Source organism: Gottschalkiaceae bacterium SANA, from assembly GCA_036323355.1.
GTDB lineage: Bacteria > Bacillota > Clostridia > Tissierellales > GPF-1 > GPF-1.
In genome coordinates this window covers 163,299-177,888 of record AP028876.1, presented here as the reverse complement: position 1 = coordinate 177,888, position 14,590 = coordinate 163,299, and the positions used below count along the sequence as shown (strand labels likewise).

General features: G+C 42.3%; 16 protein-coding genes. 2 read left to right on the top strand and 14 right to left on the bottom strand.

The genetic code is table 11. From position 1 onward, the window contains the following. Positions 1-38 precede the first annotated feature (38 nt). The 3 genes from AC25CA_RS00865 to AC25CA_RS00855 all read right to left on the bottom strand — a co-directional run bounded on the left by AC25CA_RS00865 (position 39) and on the right by AC25CA_RS00855 (position 2,958). Entirely contained in the window at positions 39-653 is a 615-nt protein-coding gene (locus tag AC25CA_RS00865; RefSeq protein ID WP_486815148.1) for a hypothetical protein, read from the bottom strand. An 86-nt stretch (positions 654-739) separates the two neighbouring features. Continuing rightward, positions 740-1,765: a ribosome small subunit-dependent GTPase A gene (rsgA, locus tag AC25CA_RS00860; RefSeq protein WP_486815147.1), complete on the bottom strand. Its 1,026-nt coding sequence runs from the start codon at positions 1,763-1,765 to the stop codon at positions 740-742. Between the two features lie 287 nt (positions 1,766-2,052). Next, a complete protein-coding gene (locus AC25CA_RS00855) occupies positions 2,053-2,958 on the bottom strand; it encodes a 2-thiouracil desulfurase family protein (protein WP_486815146.1) in 906 nt (301 codons plus the stop codon). A gap of 116 nt (positions 2,959-3,074) precedes the next feature. On the opposite strand from AC25CA_RS00855, the gene AC25CA_RS00850 reads away from it, so the two are divergent. Next, positions 3,075-3,941, top strand: a complete 867-nt coding sequence (locus AC25CA_RS00850; RefSeq protein WP_486815145.1) for a patatin-like phospholipase family protein — start codon at positions 3,075-3,077, stop codon at positions 3,939-3,941. A gap of 14 nt (positions 3,942-3,955) precedes the next feature. Here AC25CA_RS00850 and AC25CA_RS00845 read toward each other — a convergent pair whose 3' ends face one another. From AC25CA_RS00845 to AC25CA_RS00835, 3 genes are all read right to left on the bottom strand, one after another. Then, a complete protein-coding gene (locus AC25CA_RS00845) occupies positions 3,956-4,450 on the bottom strand; it encodes a cupin domain-containing protein (protein ID WP_486815144.1) in 495 nt (164 codons plus the stop codon). A 27-nt stretch (positions 4,451-4,477) separates the two neighbouring features. Continuing rightward, the gene (locus AC25CA_RS00840) at positions 4,478-4,990 is read right to left on the bottom strand and encodes a ferritin-like domain-containing protein (protein WP_486815143.1); all 513 of its coding nucleotides are present in this window, start codon (positions 4,988-4,990) and stop codon (positions 4,478-4,480) included. Positions 4,991-5,240: 250 nt separating this feature from the next. Then, positions 5,241-6,407: an IS110 family RNA-guided transposase gene (locus AC25CA_RS00835; protein WP_486814187.1), complete on the bottom strand. Its 1,167-nt coding sequence runs from the start codon at positions 6,405-6,407 to the stop codon at positions 5,241-5,243. 246 nt (positions 6,408-6,653) lie between these two features. On the opposite strand from AC25CA_RS00835, the gene AC25CA_RS00830 reads away from it, so the two are divergent. Then, on the top strand, positions 6,654-6,836 hold the full coding sequence (locus AC25CA_RS00830; RefSeq protein WP_486815142.1) for a 4Fe-4S binding protein: 183 nt from the start codon (positions 6,654-6,656) through the stop codon (positions 6,834-6,836). A gap of 42 nt (positions 6,837-6,878) precedes the next feature. Here the strand turns inward: AC25CA_RS00830 and AC25CA_RS00825 are convergent, their stop codons facing one another. The 8 genes from AC25CA_RS00825 to AC25CA_RS00790 form a co-directional block, all read right to left on the bottom strand. Beyond that, on the bottom strand, positions 6,879-7,271 hold the full coding sequence (locus tag AC25CA_RS00825; RefSeq protein WP_486815141.1) for a rhodanese-like domain-containing protein: 393 nt from the start codon (positions 7,269-7,271) through the stop codon (positions 6,879-6,881). Positions 7,272-7,512: 241 nt separating this feature from the next. Next, positions 7,513-7,686 (bottom strand): CxxH/CxxC protein, encoded by a 174-nt coding sequence (locus AC25CA_RS00820; RefSeq protein WP_486815140.1) that lies wholly within the window; start codon positions 7,684-7,686, stop codon positions 7,513-7,515. Further along, on the bottom strand, positions 7,667-8,491 hold the full coding sequence (locus AC25CA_RS00815; RefSeq protein WP_486815139.1) for an MBL fold metallo-hydrolase: 825 nt from the start codon (positions 8,489-8,491) through the stop codon (positions 7,667-7,669). The genes AC25CA_RS00820 and AC25CA_RS00815 overlap by 20 nt, the downstream gene beginning before the upstream one ends. 9 nt (positions 8,492-8,500) lie before the next feature. Next, positions 8,501-9,766 carry a UDP-N-acetylglucosamine 1-carboxyvinyltransferase gene (gene murA, locus AC25CA_RS00810; protein WP_486815138.1) on the bottom strand — a complete coding sequence of 422 codons (1,266 nt, stop codon included), beginning with the start codon at positions 9,764-9,766 and terminating at the stop codon, positions 8,501-8,503. Between the two features lie 124 nt (positions 9,767-9,890). Further along, positions 9,891-10,763, bottom strand: a complete 873-nt coding sequence (locus tag AC25CA_RS00805) for a two-component system regulatory protein YycI (protein WP_486815137.1) — start codon at positions 10,761-10,763, stop codon at positions 9,891-9,893. 2 nt (positions 10,764-10,765) lie between these two features. Continuing rightward, the gene (locus AC25CA_RS00800; RefSeq protein WP_486815136.1) at positions 10,766-12,187 is read right to left on the bottom strand and encodes a hypothetical protein; all 1,422 of its coding nucleotides are present in this window, start codon (positions 12,185-12,187) and stop codon (positions 10,766-10,768) included. 544 nt (positions 12,188-12,731) lie between these two features. Beyond that, positions 12,732-14,099 carry a carboxypeptidase-like regulatory domain-containing protein gene (locus AC25CA_RS00795; RefSeq protein ID WP_486815135.1) on the bottom strand — a complete coding sequence of 456 codons (1,368 nt, stop codon included), beginning with the start codon at positions 14,097-14,099 and terminating at the stop codon, positions 12,732-12,734. 164 nt (positions 14,100-14,263) lie between these two features. Next, positions 14,264-14,554, bottom strand: coding sequence for a hypothetical protein (locus tag AC25CA_RS00790; protein ID WP_486815134.1), 291 nt, complete (start codon positions 14,552-14,554; stop codon positions 14,264-14,266). Positions 14,555-14,590 lie beyond the last annotated feature (36 nt).

Below are 14,590 nucleotides of genomic sequence, written 5' to 3'. Positions count from 1 at the left end.
ATCCACCAATAAATAAAGCCCTCGTACCGACGAGGGCTCTAGTTGAATACACGATTAAATAACGATACCGGAATTTCACGAAGCCGACGGTGCCGGCGAGTTTCCCCCCACTGCTCCAAACGAAAATCACTCAGTCTTCCTTGTCCAAGCAGTCGCATTCCATCGATTTCCAGAAAATCCATGGGACTGATCAATCCATCCGATCGATCAAAACTATGAATACCTGCACGTCGGAAAACCGTCGCTACAAACTGAGAGCAAAAATATGCATTGTTTCTCGACAAAGACACCCCAACTTTAGCAAAGGCCATTCCCAAAAGATTATATCGATAAAGTTTTTTATTGCGCTCAAAAGAACGGATCTGACGCTTTAATTCATGATATTGCTTCTTGGTCACTTCAATCTCATAGAGAGCAAATTGAGCCTCTTGAAATCGCTGATAAACGCCATCCTTAACATCCTCTTCCACGAATCCCGCAAAAAAAGGATTGGAGTGATATTTTCTACCAAAGGAGTAAAACGTTTGATGAGATTCATCAAATCCAATGGAAATATGGGAATAGGGCATATCTCCTGCTTTTCGAATAATGCTACTCAGCATGGAACCCGTATAGGTGAGTAAAATGTATGCATGGTAAATTTCGTTCTTCATAATACGCCTCTTCATTATTTCTAAGATAGAACTATTTTACCATACTCAATAGGAAACCCCTAGGAGTTTTCCTCCTTACGATTTCCTTAACTCCTTTTTTTCCTACTTTTTTCCTCTCGTCGTTCCCGCTCCTTGAGCTTTTTCTCCATAAATCGCTGCTCCCTCAGAATCTTTTGATAGCTTCCCCAACGGTCTTCCGATAATTGACCATTTTGAAGCGCTGTCTGAATGGCGCAGCCCGGCTCCGATTGATGGCTGCAATTTCGAAATTTGCATTGCTTTGCTAGGGCTTCAATCTCTGAAAAGACCGATCCGCTTGCAACTTCATCATCCAACAATTGTAATTCCCTCATCCCCGGCGTGTCGATGAGATAGGCACCATTCGGCAAAGTAACCAGTTCTCGATGGGTCGTGGTGTGCCTTCCTTTATCATCATTTCTCAATCCCTGAGTATCCAAATGCTCGATACCCAACAAGGTATTAATCAAGGTCGATTTTCCGACACCTGAGGAACCAAGCAATACCCCCGTTTCTTCTGGATGAAGAGAATCTTTCCACGCTTCCATCCCCGCACCAGTAAATGCACTTACCATAAATACCTCAATGCCAAAGGCAATCTCTTCGACTTCTCGCAAGCATGTTTCTCGCTCCTGACACAAGTCTTCCTTGGTAAGAAGAATTTTTGGGCTGGCACCGCTACTCCACGCCTGGGTTAAATAGCGTTCCAGACGTCGCAAATTAAAATCATGGTTCATTGCCATGCAAACATACACCGTATCGACATTAGCTGCCACCACCTGCTCATCCAATCGATTCCCCGCTACCTTCCTCGAAAATTGACTCTTTCGAGGTAGAACTTCCGCAATCATGCCATGCCCGTCCTTATCATTCAGCCGATCAACCCTTACATAATCGCCAACCGCTGGATAATCCGCCGCTGCCCTTGCATTTTCCTGAAATTTTCCTCTTAATTCTGCGAGAAAAATACCTTCGCTTCCTTCCAAATGATAAATGCCTCGATCCACGCGTACAATGCGCGCCATTTTTATTCCCTTATTATTCGTGCCAAGATCCGCTTGATTCCCAGATTTGTTTTTATTTCTTTGATTCATTCAGTGCCCTCCATTTAATTTTGGGCATAAAAAAGCCCGGACCTGTCACTCCGGGCTTTTGGATTCGCTAAGTAATCCATTTCTTCAAGGTTTTTACTTCCGCTCCAGAGTGATTTGTTTATTGGATTCACTTGATACAATGAGAAGATTACTTATTATCTTTTTCATCATTTTCATCACTCCTTTTCCTTAAAGAATTTGAATACAATATACCACGCTCATTCAGAAAATTCAACAAATTTTTGTGAACTTTATAAAAATAATTTTATGAACGTTACAGTTTGCTTCTAGGAACGATAAAGAATCGGACTGCCGCCAAAGAAAATATCCTGCTTGGCAGCCACAATTTCCAACGCTCTAACCTCATCCACCAAAACCTTCAACTCTAGGTATTCTATAGGTTCCATCGACTCATCGATCTCGATTTTTAACTGTTTGCAGTAAAACACATAACTGATGCAAAGGCTTTGTACAATTCGTGAAAAATCAATAGGCTTTCGAATCAGATCTAAAATCTGTTCTCGTTGATACTCTAAATTTGCAATCGGTGTTTTTTTGTTAAAGTGCGCAAACATTTTACCCATTTCACGAGCACGCTCACTGTCCAACTCTTGGCACAAAGACTTTACTTTATGCCAGGCTTCATAAAATTGCACCAAACTAAGAATGGTCTGATCTTCAAACCATAAATAAGCAAAGAGTCGACGACGCCAATCCCACCATTTCACAGGATCCCTTAAGTCCTCAGCAGGAATCAGAAAAAATCCTTCTCGATATAAGAGTGCACCAAATACTCCCGGCGGGCGATTGATCTGCCCAATCGCTTCCGACACCTGATATACTCCACAGCTTGGACTTGTTTCCTTAAACACATAGGCATGGACATCAGCAATCTGCAGTCTTTTCAATCCCTGTAAACAAGAAACTTTCAGTTGGTCCGAAATATCTCGTTCCCCTTGCACAACCCTTGCACGATCATCCCAAACATCAATGCCGTTTCCTTCCAATACTTGCACTGGTATTCGCGGCGCGCCAAGGCCCGCATGAATTTCCGGACAAACTGGGTGCCAATTAAATCGATCCGCCTCACAACCCAATTTTTCCAACAAGTCCCAGCCCTCGCGATTATGCCACACCTTTGATCCATACATGCATGCGCTAATTCCTATCGATACTTTCCCGTGAACAATCATGGTTTTACCTCCATCTACAAAAAATATACCCTTTTTTTATCCACTTTTTGAAAAAAACGAAAAACTTAGGGCATGATATAACTATAAGATGCAAATTTGAGCAAAAGGAGATCCAAATGAAAATAAATTCAGCCCTAGTTCTTCAAGGCGGCGGAATGAAAAGTATGTTCACAACCGGTGTTTTAGACGCTTTTTTGGAAGAGGATCTTTTCTTCCCCTATATCGTCGGTGTTTCAGCCGGTGCGGCTAATGGAATTGTCTTTTTGGCTCGCGAAGAGGGACGCTTTTGCCGCATAAGCCTAACCTATCTACATGATCCACGATTTATGAGTGTGAAAAATTATAGAAAGGTCGGTAGCTACTTCAATTTCGACTTTATCTACAATGAGGTTCCCCACCAACACGATATTTTTGATTATGATGCACTTTTTGAGGCCGAAGAAGAATTAGAAATCGGCGCAACCAATTGTGAAACTGGTAAAGTGGATTACTTTTCCTTCCAGGAAGCGAAGCACAATGATGATTTTCAAACCTTTTTACAATCTCTCTATGCCTCTTGCAGTGTACCCTGTGTCTGCAAACCTATCACCATTAATAAAATTTCCTATCTAGACGGAGGCATTGGGGCACCGATTCCAACTGAGCGAGCAAGGGAACAAGGCTACGATCACCAGGTTGTCATCCTGACACATCCCCTCAAACCGGAACAAGCCTCTAGGATTCGAAACCTGCCTCCCCGTTGGGTATATCGCAACACATACCCCGCCGTCGCCACTCTTTGCACCCGCCACGCCGAGATTTCCAATCGAACGATAGATACCCTTCTTGCCGGTCAAGAAGAGGGACGGATCACCATCATCGCCCCCGACGATACCTTTGGCGTTTATAGCGCCAGCAGAAACCGATCCAAACTGCTCCGCTTGTATTTTCATGGTTTTGAAAAAGGGCTTTCTATCGCAAAGCACATTCAGACAAAAGAATAGGGAGGCCAGCCTCCCTATTCTCGTGTCAATTTTTCAATTAATTTCCGGTACATTGGATATGCAGCAAGCAAATCCGCCTTCGGCAACAGCTCAAAATCCTCAAACTCAAAACCCGGCGCTACGGTGCAACCAACCAAGGCATATCCAGAATCGACACAACTGCCGAATATATCTCCTCGTTTTACCACTGCCTGATAAACCTCACCAGCTTGAAAATCTCGTCCCAATCGAATCTCTTGATGGGTGCCATCAGGCTTAATCGTATGCACCGATAGGGCGCTCCCTTCATAGAAATGCCAAACTTCATCCTGCTTCAATCTGTGAAGGGCGGAAAAATTCCCTTCCGTCATTAAAAAATAGATCGCAGTTGATGATGCATGAGGACTTGTCAAATCGATCCCACGATACCCTTCGACCAATCCATCATCCTTATAGGTCTGCTTATAATATCCCCCTTCTGGATGAGGCAATAATTCCAATCGATTTACCAATTCATTGATACAATCCATGTTTAATCCCTTCTTATCATTCGTCGTCTATAATCGTAGAGCCAAAAAATCTTGTCGAAGCCGCTTGAAATCATCAATCCAATCTGCGATCTCCTGTTCATGCTCCAACTCGTCATTTAAAATTTGAACGGCCATTTGATGGGTTGCATGATCTTTGCCCATGGTCATTTCCGCAAGCTCTTCATAACGCTGGATTGCACATCGCTCTCCTACTAAATTTTGCGCCAGAATTGCTTCAATGTAAGGATCTGTTGGTGCTTCATACGCACACCGCGCCTTGTTCATCCATTCCGCTGGAGAAAGAATCGGTGTTCCTCCTAATTGTGTAATCCGATTGGCAACCAATTCTGCATGAGCCAACTCTTCATTGGCATGAACCAACAATTCCGGCTCAATCTCAGACCGCATGGGACCCGTCATCACCTTGACACCAATCCAATATTGATAGTAAGCCAGCCATTCTTCGGCCAAAGCCTCATTCAAAATGCCGATCAAATTCTCTACGTCGAGTTTTACGATTTCAATACCTTTTTCACTCATTTTAAATTCCTCCTTTATATGCAAGATGCCCCTCTTTTAACCTTCTAATCGCAAAAGTCAAAAAAAAACCCATATACCCCTTGAGGGTATATGGGTTCCGTGATAGAATAAGAAGAAATTGTTTTTTAAGACTAACTATATGAAGTCAAGTAGAATTCGAGTAATTTATCATAAGAATTGAAACAAGAAAATTTGCACACCAAATTAGAAGTAGCAAACTACTCCTGGATGAGATTGACGATGGGTATAACTAAATTTGAGGTTGAAAAGTTAGATTATTGACTAAAATGTGGTAAAGAACACGGACAAGTTTTTTTGCGACATGAGACAGAGCAACATAATGATGCTTACCTTCAGCTTTCTTTTTCTGATAATAGTCTTTAAAAGTTTGGTCTCTCATAGCAACGAGTCTAGCAGCTTCAAGAAGTGCCCATCGCAAATATGGTGACCCGCGTTTTACCATTCTCATGTTCGATCCCACAAATTTTCCTGATTCATGAGTGGAGGGCTCCAGACCAGCAAAGGCTAGCAGCTTAGCTGGAGAAGAGAATCTTCGAATATCGCCAACCTCAGCTAGGATGACAGATCCCAATCCATAAGAGATACCTGGGAAGCTCAGGATCGGGCTTTCCAATTCATCCATGATAGATTTGATCTCTTTATCAATCTGAGCAATTTCTTGCTTGTAGTATTCGATAAAGTGCACGATCTGGATGAGTTCAAAGCTGAGTGCACGGCTCTCAGAGCCAATGGATATTCTCGCAGCTTGTCGGATTTCAAGTGCCTTAATTTTGCCATATTTGCCATGAGACGCATGATGCAGTAGGGTTGTGAGTTTGGTAAGGTGAGCAGAAGCAATCGCTTGTGTAGACGGGAAAGCTCTTAGAATCGCATAGGTCGACGTTTGATTGATCGAATAAACAACCGAAGCAAGTTCTGGAAACATAATATCTGTCATTCGTACCAGTGAAATTTTATACTTGGAGAGATTTTCTTTAATTCTAGATTTATGTCGAGTGAGTGACTTTAATTCTGCCAGATGATATGATAAATTTGTGTGGGATTCGAAGTTACCCGTTTGCAACATTAAAGCGATAAGTTTAGCATCGATCTTGTCCGTTTTGCTTTTTCTAAGCGTTTGAGCTTTTCTGAAAAGGTTGGTTTGAAGCGGATTGAGAATTACTAGTGGTAGGTGATGATTGCTAATGAAATTCGTGAGATTAATGCTGTAATGACCAGTAGCTTCTAGTCCCACCTTTATTTTGTCCAAAGGAACATCGGGGATCGCAGAGAAAAACTGCGTGAAACCTTCCAAATTGTTCTTGAAAGTAAAAACATCTTTGATAACTTCACCATCCGAGTTTACGATAAAGCAATCGTGCTTGTCTTTGGCAACATCGATGCCAACATAAATCATAAAAACACATCCTTTCATTATTTGAGTTGTGGTTCCACATGATTCTATGTTATGTATCCTTGCCCGAGATAAAACGTCTAGCGTTATCTAACTCATAAACAAAAGAACATAGATATGTGGTTGGAGCCTTAAAAAAATAGTCAAAGCTATAGGAGAACACACCAATCCACAACACTATATTCAGTATATAAGAAAAAATCTTGAACTCGTAGTTTGACTACAAGTTCACTATACAAGGAGATACTCATGCAAATAAATGTAATCGCGAATCGTTGCCCGCAAAATCATCCCTGCCCTTCAACCCGGATCTGCCCCGTTGGAGCCATCAAGCAGGCTGGATATGCTGCACCCACCATTGATGAAAATTTATGCATCAATTGCGGACGTTGTCTGCAGTCTTGTCCATATCGTGTTTTCCAACAAGCGTAAAATAAAATCAGCCTAAGGTGAAATACACCCTAGGCTAGTTTTTTATGCATGCTTTTTCGATTTAATGACTTTATAGGGCCATTGGTCAATCCCGCCAATATGATTCACATCTTTGTATCCCATTTTAACCAAATGAACGCAAGCTCTCATGGCACGGGAACCGCTTTTACAATATACAAAAATTGTCTTCTCTTGATCTGGCAATTCATTCCTCTTTTTTCGGAGTTCAGGAAATGGAATTAGGTGTGCCTTAGGCAAGTGACTTTTCTTATACTCCCCAGGGGTTCTTACATCCAACAAAAATATTTTCTCTCGATCCAATCGTTCTTTCGCTTCCTCTGGACTCAAGTGTTTGAACTTTCTTGTAAAGTAGACGCCCTTTGCTGTTCGATAAACAACAAAAGCGGCTATGCCGATCCAAATCCATTGTGACATCTAGTTTTCCTCCAATTGTTCATTTCTTTATTTATATCAAAATCGCACCACAAATGCAATGCATATTCTTCCATCTACAGATTTCAACTCTTCTAAAATGAGAGGATAACCTTCTAGCTTCTCTCGCTTCTTTCAAAGTGTTTCACGTAAAATAACCAGATACCCCCCCAGAAAGAGATCCTTTAAACTCTTTCTAGCCGCTGCTAGCAGATGGGATTTTTCCAACTAAAAAAAGCCCGGATTACTCCAGACCTTCCTCAACAGGCTCATAGAAGAGCCGATATTTCGCTTTTTTTTGACAGAGAAAACAAACTTCATCTCTTTCTGCCAATTCAATATTCGGTGCGATTTCCCAATCAACTACGGTCAAATCAATTACTTCATCCAAATCTTTCTCACAACTCCATCGCTCCATCTTCATCCTCCAAAAGTGTAAACACATCGGTTCGTCGATCACGCCAAGTCATCAGCAAATTCACATCTTCTTCCGGAGAAAAACCCTGCCTCCTCAACACATCAGCAACGGTTCGAAAGGCCAATTCCGGAAAATTATTTTCCCCGCTCAGGTGACCCAACAACACGATTTCTTCACGGTACTCCAGTACCCTAGACATCATCATGCCACAATCCTCATTGGATAAATGACCAAACTTTCCCTTGATCCTCTGCTTTAGCGGCCAAGGATAGGGGCCCATTCGAAGCATTTCTGGATCATGGTTTGACTCCACTAGATACAAGTTCGCACCCCGAATTCGATCTTCAATTTTTTGGCAAGCATAACCGGTATCAGTCACCAAAGTAACTTTTTTCCCTTTGTAGCAAAAATTATAGCCCACCGGTTCCAAGGCGTCATGATGAACCAAAAAGGCTTCCACCTTCAACGCCTCGAGGACGAAAGGTTCTTCCGACGTAAAAATCTGCTGATTTTCCGAAGCTATCTTTCCAATAATTGATTCCATCCCCCGCCAGGTCTTGGCATTGGCATAGATCGGCAACTTAAATCGCCTAGATAACACCCCGACACCATGAACGTGATCTCGATGCTCATGGGTTACAAAGATCCCCGTCAAACTTTTCGGATCAACATCGATGGATGCAAGTCCCTCTTGAACCCGCTTACCAGAAAGTCCAGCATCAATCAAATAGCGACCCGATCCCGCCTCTAAATAACTGCAGTTTCCACTACTTCCACTAAATAAATTACAAAATCGAAACGCCATAAATTCTCCCTATTCTTGAGACGGTTCCGAAGAAATTCTTTCGATGTCTGCTCCCAAGGCGCGCAGCTTATCAATTACCTTCTCGTAACCACGATCCACGTGATAAATGTTTTCAATTAGAGTCTCGTCTGACGCAACCAAACCAGCAATCACGCAAGCAGCACCTGCTCGCAAGTCCATGGCCTCAATCTTCGCACCACTTAAGGGTCCATTGCCAATGACAACAGCAACCCGGCGATCCACCTTGATTTCGGCACCCATCTTAATCAACTCATCGATATATTTGAAACGACCTTCATAGATATTTTCCGTGATCATGCTAGTACCTTCAGCCTGAGTCAACATCACCGTAATAGGCTGTTGAAGATCCGTTGGAAAGCCCGGATATGGCAAAGTCTTTACATCAATTGCTTTTAGCTTACCGGTTGAAGTAACCCGAACTGCCTCATCAAATTCCTCCACTTGAACACCGGCTTCCCGTAATTTTGCAATAACCGGCTCCATATGCTTTGGAATAATATTCTTCACCAAGACCTCTCCGCCCGTTGCAGCAGCAGCAATCATATACGTACCTGCTTCAATTTGGTCAGGAATGACGGTATAGATACAACCCTTTAAGGCTTTTACCCCTTCAATTCGAATCACATCAGTTCCAGCACCCTTGACATTGGCACCCATAGAGTTCAAGAAGTTAGCTGTATCAACGATATGAGGTTCTTTGGCTGGATTCTCAATAATTGTTTTTCCTTCTGCCAAAATGGAAGCTAGCATCACATTAATGGTTGCACCAATACTCACCACATCCATATAAATATGATCGCCAACTAAAGCCTCTGCTTGGCAGGCGATGGTACCATGAGAAATTGTTACATTGGCGCCTAGGCCTTCAAATCCCTTGATATGCTGATCAATGGGCCGCGTGCCAATATTGCATCCTCCTGGATAATTGATAACAGCCTTTTTGAAACGGCCAAGACCTGCCCCTAGCAAATAATAACTTGCTCGAAGCTTCTTGGTCAAATCAAAAATGGCATTGCATTCTTCAACAGCCCCAGCATTGATAGTCAATACACCTTCATCGGACAAATTTGCATCCGCACCAATTTCTTTCATAATATCAACCAATGTAAATACATCATTGATCAAGGGTACATTTTCAATAATGCAGGTTTCTTTCGATAGTAATGTGGATGCGATAATGGGCAACGCCGCATTCTTAAATCCACTGATTTGCACCACCCCATGAAGAGGCTTTCCTCCGCGAATTACAAACATTTCACTCATATTTGATGCCGAAAATCGGCTTTCCCCCCTAATATCTATTCTCTAAATTGCTCACTGACTCTATTATATAAAACTGAGCATATAATTCAAGCAAAGCATGGTCATTCACACTTTGTTAAAGATCTAAATACTCCACACTTCCGTCACTAAACTGAAATCGCCAGGCCGGCAGGGCTTCCCCCTCGATAACATCCCCAAAGAAATAGTCATTCTTATAGGGATCAAAGTTATACGCTACCTCGGCGGATATAATCTGTTTATACTGATCATCCTGGGTGCCAATCAGAATCAACATAGCATCCGGCATGCGTGGCAATGATAAGGTCTCACCCGAAGCACGCACAACCTCCAGAGCCAAACCATGTGCGAATACAACGCCAGCTCTCGTTATACTCAAGTCAAAAAAACTACCTCCGATCACATTTTCCCCATCGGTACTCAAAAATTTCACTTGATAACTGGAAGGCTTCAAATAGTAGCCCGTATAGGGTTCCCTGTATTCCACTTCTTCCACATAAGTACGAATCACCTTATCGCGTTCAATTCCCATCTTACCCAAAAAGGCGAGGGCGATTTCCTCTGCCTGACTTTCATCCAAATCCGGATAAGTCTCTTCCACTGCTCGACTCGTATAAAAAAACTCCTTGCCAAAGTTAAAAGTCAGGGTTTCTGTTTCTGTTTCGTATTTTTCAAAATAAGGATCCGTTGTTACCGCATACTCTTTGCCAAACAGGGTGTATGCAATAGTTGGTCCATTTAATTCCACAAATTGAACCACCACCGGTGCTACAAGCTTGCGGTCTGTATCCATCTCTCCCGTAAAGCGAATATGATTCTCCTTCAATTGTTCCTTAACTGCTGCGACATACGCCTCACTGACATCAGGATCAACCGTCCGCTCCCCTTCGCGAATCCATAGTGCAAATAGCAAGAGATTGGTAATAAGAAACCCAATAATTAAGATGTTTTTTGCTTTCGACCAATCCATCTTTATCCCTCTCTCTCGACAACGTCAGCAAGATTTCCCGTATGCACATCGAAATAATATGCATAGTCATCAATCAACACTTCCCAAATTGCCATCAATTCCATTTCACCATTCATTCTTTGGTCGGGGCAATCGAAATAGGAAAGCTTCACATCCTCGATCGCTTGATAAATAGCTTGACCATAATTCTCTGGTTCTGCTTCACCCCTGGCTCTCAAGGAACCCTGATAGCGAGCGACAATGGTGTCAAAGTTTCGGTCAATCACGTCTTGCGGGCCCAATGTATCTTGCGGTAAAGGTTGAAAATCCGGTTGAACAATCCGAAGCACCCTTCGATAGGTTTTTACCTCATTGTTTTTCACCAAAACTTCGATAGGCGAGCGAAGATTCCAACTCTCTTCCATCTCTTTTTTCAAGCGAACCGGTGTATCATTAACAAAATAGGAAAAGCTAAACTGATACGTTTCCGTCCCATCGCGATCCTCTCCGACTTCAACTCCAGTCAAATAAACCGGGTCTCCGATTTGATCCCGCTCTTCGATAAATTTTCCTGCCACCTGAAGCCCTTCAAACAAACTGCTCGATTGGCTGGTCTGTACTGCGGTATTGGTATACTCCAACAAACCACCTTCTGATATCACCAAGGTGTCATTCCCTTGAACAAAAATCGTGGTATAATCGCTCTCAACAATTCTTCTGGCATAGGGATAGCTCTTTTCAAAGAATCCTTTAGCAATTTTTTCCAAAGACGCTGAATCATTTACATCTACTGCAGATTGCACCCGTACATTCGGCAAGACATCACCAAGGGTAATCGGCAGATAAAATTCAGCTTTATCGTTTAACAAAACGCCGGGATAATAATGGATATATTCTTCTTCCCTTACCCTGCGAATTAAGGCCGACAAGTCGCTAGATCTAATATCCGGTATCAAACGGATTGCAGACTTATCATGTATCAACACAAGCTCGCCATTCTCTCCGCTGATCCAGATTCCTGTAAGGGCATCCGGCAATTGCAGGCTCTCGTCGGGTACAATTCCATAGGTGCGCAACAATAAATCTGTCGAAATAGGAAAAGAAAATAAATAATCGATGGACTCTTCCGCTTTTTTCTCACGCAAAAGCGCCCAATCCATCTCTTCTTGCTGTGTCCCTACAGATTCCAACACCAATTTCATTTGTGTCTTTCCCGCCGCCCAGAGTGTCGGTTCCTTTGTTGCAGACAAGATTGTATGGGAATCCTTTGAAAAATGTAGGATCATACTTTCAGGCAAAACAAAATTGGAGAGCACAAAAGACGACACCTCAGGCGTCGCTTGTTCCTCTCCAATCAATGGTCCACTTGTATATAAGACCTGCGATGACAGAAATATCGACATCGCGAACAGTCCAATTATAATCATGGTTTTTATTCGTTCCATAAAACCCTCTCCAATGTCTTAGTATCTAAGAAAAGCCGGAATGAACCCTTCTCCGACACTTCAATTCCATCAGTCTTACTATCATTTTGTATGTCTTTTATAAACTTCCAACGACCGCATTGGCTGAGTATAACTGCGTTGTAGTTCATCTCTAGATTTCTTTACAAAAAGAATCCTAAAATTTCTCTTCCTATTATATCACTTACAATAATTTATCATAACTCGTGCACCGTTGGCAATTCGTAGGCAAAACACTCCCTTGATGCCACTCCACATATCTTTAACCATCCTCATTTCAAAAAAATTGCCCAGCCGCTGGCGGCAAGGGCTTGATCCGTGCTTATATTATATCATAAGACGAAGTCCATGTAATGAACTGTAGACTCCACCAACTCTGACAATTTTTTCTCCAGACATAAAATAAAGAAATTCCTTTCGCACACAACACAGACGAGCAATCGATAAAACTCAAACCAAGAAGATTAAATTCCTACTAAATAAAAGAAACTGGATCATTGGTAAGTGGTCCAGTTTCTCTATTCTACTATTCTGCAATTCTAATCCACACATCATTGGCTGAACTGTAGTAGTTCTCATATTCGATTGAGATCATGTAATGACCGGCCGGAATACGAAAATCAAATCGTCCGTTTGCATCCCCGATGAAACAATACTCCTCACCCGTACTCAAATCCATGAACCGCACCTCAGGATATGAAACCAGCTCACCCGTTCGGGCATCTGTTAGCACACCATAGTCTTCAATCCATTCGGCCGTTCCATCATCGATCATACACTCGCTGTAAACACTCTGACCAGCAACAAGCTTGTATTCCGATACCAGAACCCACTCACCTTCAATTTTCACTTCAAGTCGATACAACCCTTCTTTAAGGTTATCGAACGCATAGGATCCATCCGAATCAGTCTCTTGCTGCGCCACGCAAACCCATCCTTCAGGTAATTCAGGATCCGCTACAACATAGATTACCGCTTCGTCAACTATCAGTTCCTCGGCTGCCGGTTCTTCAACTGCTGGTACCTCAACTGCCGATTCTTCGACTACCGGTTCTTCAGCTGCAGGCTCCTCGACTACTGCTTTATCAGTTGCTAGTTCTTCGACTGCCGACTCTTCAACAACTGGTTCCTGGACTACTGACTCTTCGACTGCCGATTCTTCAACAACTGGCTCTTCGACTACTGGTTCTTCAGTTGCCGATTCTTCAACTGCTGGCTCCTCAACTGCTGCTTCTTCAGCTGCTGGCTCTTCGACCACTGGTTCCTCAACTGCTGGTTCTTCAACTGCTGGTTCTTCAGCTGCTGGTTCTTCAGCTGCTGGTTCTTCAGCTGCTGGTTCTTCAGCTGCTGATTCTTCAGCTGCTGGTTCTTCAGCTGCTGGTTCTTCAGCTGCTGGTTCTTCAGCTGCTGGTTCTTCGACTACTGGCTCCTCAACCGCAGCTTCTTCGACTACTGCATCTTGATTTGCCGGTTCTTCGACTGCCGATTCTTCAACTACTGGCTCCTTAACCGCAGCTTCTTCGACTACTGCATCTTGATTTGCCGGTTCTTCGACTGCCGATTCTTCAACTACTGGCTCCTTAACCGCAGGCTCTTCGACTACCGGTTCTTCAACCGCTGGTTCCTCAACTGCAGGCTCTTCAACTGCAGGTCCCTCGACCGTCAACTCTTCAACCGTTACTTTATCGGTAACCAGTTCTTCTATTACTTCATACATCAATAGTTGAACCATGCAATTATTCACCGCTTCACCATCGTAGTCTATAATAGTTCCTCGTAATTCCATTCCAATAAATATACTTTCCTCAACTGTACTTGTCAATGAAAATGAAGGTATGGTCATCCCAAATATCATTGAGCAAGCTAGAAACAAAATGCAAATTCTCTTTTTCATTAAACTTGCCTCCATTTATTAATTATCTCTTCTTATAATATCTCTCGTTATTTAATCACATTTGAAATTTTCAAACTCAGCAACTATAAGCTCATGCATGATTTGTCACGCTTATACGGACCTATACTATACTCAATACGTAAACACATACTTGAATTTCAGCACTATTTTGCTAAGCTCATTTGATACAACGCTCTTAAAATATAAGTTAATAGAATCAAGACAATAATAATTTTCCCTTTGTTATTCGAATCAAAAAAATCAACAATTATATCCTTTAACGCTTGTATCGATAAAGAAACTACAAAACTGAAAATTCCAACACATCCAAAGAGAATAAATAGACTCTTAATTCCTATAAATGTACCATTTGCAACTCCATAAATTCCAGCTACAATAGTAAATAAAAATGCAAATATAATTGGAATGATTATCACTCTATTATCTCTATTCATTAATACACCTCATCACTAAATTAATACATACTTTCT

Excerpts from the sequence above, each read along its gene's own strand:
- AC25CA_RS00865 (WP_486815148.1), bottom strand. The coding sequence starts at position 653 with ATGAAGAACGAAATTTACCATGCATACATTTTACTCACCTATACGGGT.
- rsgA (WP_486815147.1), bottom strand. The coding sequence starts at position 1,765 with ATGAATCAAAGAAATAAAAACAAATCTGGGAATCAAGCGGATCTTGGC.
- AC25CA_RS00855 (WP_486815146.1), bottom strand. The coding sequence starts at position 2,958 with ATGATTGTTCACGGGAAAGTATCGATAGGAATTAGCGCATGCATGTAT.
- AC25CA_RS00850 (WP_486815145.1), top strand. The coding sequence starts at position 3,075 with ATGAAAATAAATTCAGCCCTAGTTCTTCAAGGCGGCGGAATGAAAAGT.
- AC25CA_RS00845 (WP_486815144.1), bottom strand. The coding sequence starts at position 4,450 with ATGGATTGTATCAATGAATTGGTAAATCGATTGGAATTATTGCCTCAT.
- AC25CA_RS00840 (WP_486815143.1), bottom strand. The coding sequence starts at position 4,990 with ATGAGTGAAAAAGGTATTGAAATCGTAAAACTCGACGTAGAGAATTTG.
- AC25CA_RS00835 (WP_486814187.1), bottom strand. The coding sequence starts at position 6,407 with ATGATTTATGTTGGCATCGATGTTGCCAAAGACAAGCACGATTGCTTT.
- AC25CA_RS00830 (WP_486815142.1), top strand. The coding sequence starts at position 6,654 with ATGCAAATAAATGTAATCGCGAATCGTTGCCCGCAAAATCATCCCTGC.
- AC25CA_RS00825 (WP_486815141.1), bottom strand. The coding sequence starts at position 7,271 with ATGTCACAATGGATTTGGATCGGCATAGCCGCTTTTGTTGTTTATCGA.
- AC25CA_RS00820 (WP_486815140.1), bottom strand. The coding sequence starts at position 7,686 with ATGGAGCGATGGAGTTGTGAGAAAGATTTGGATGAAGTAATTGATTTG.
- AC25CA_RS00815 (WP_486815139.1), bottom strand. The coding sequence starts at position 8,491 with ATGGCGTTTCGATTTTGTAATTTATTTAGTGGAAGTAGTGGAAACTGC.
- murA (WP_486815138.1), bottom strand. The coding sequence starts at position 9,766 with ATGTTTGTAATTCGCGGAGGAAAGCCTCTTCATGGGGTGGTGCAAATC.
- AC25CA_RS00805 (WP_486815137.1), bottom strand. The coding sequence starts at position 10,763 with ATGGATTGGTCGAAAGCAAAAAACATCTTAATTATTGGGTTTCTTATT.
- AC25CA_RS00800 (WP_486815136.1), bottom strand. The coding sequence starts at position 12,187 with ATGGAACGAATAAAAACCATGATTATAATTGGACTGTTCGCGATGTCG.
- AC25CA_RS00795 (WP_486815135.1), bottom strand. The coding sequence starts at position 14,099 with ATGAAAAAGAGAATTTGCATTTTGTTTCTAGCTTGCTCAATGATATTT.
- AC25CA_RS00790 (WP_486815134.1), bottom strand. The coding sequence starts at position 14,554 with ATGAATAGAGATAATAGAGTGATAATCATTCCAATTATATTTGCATTT.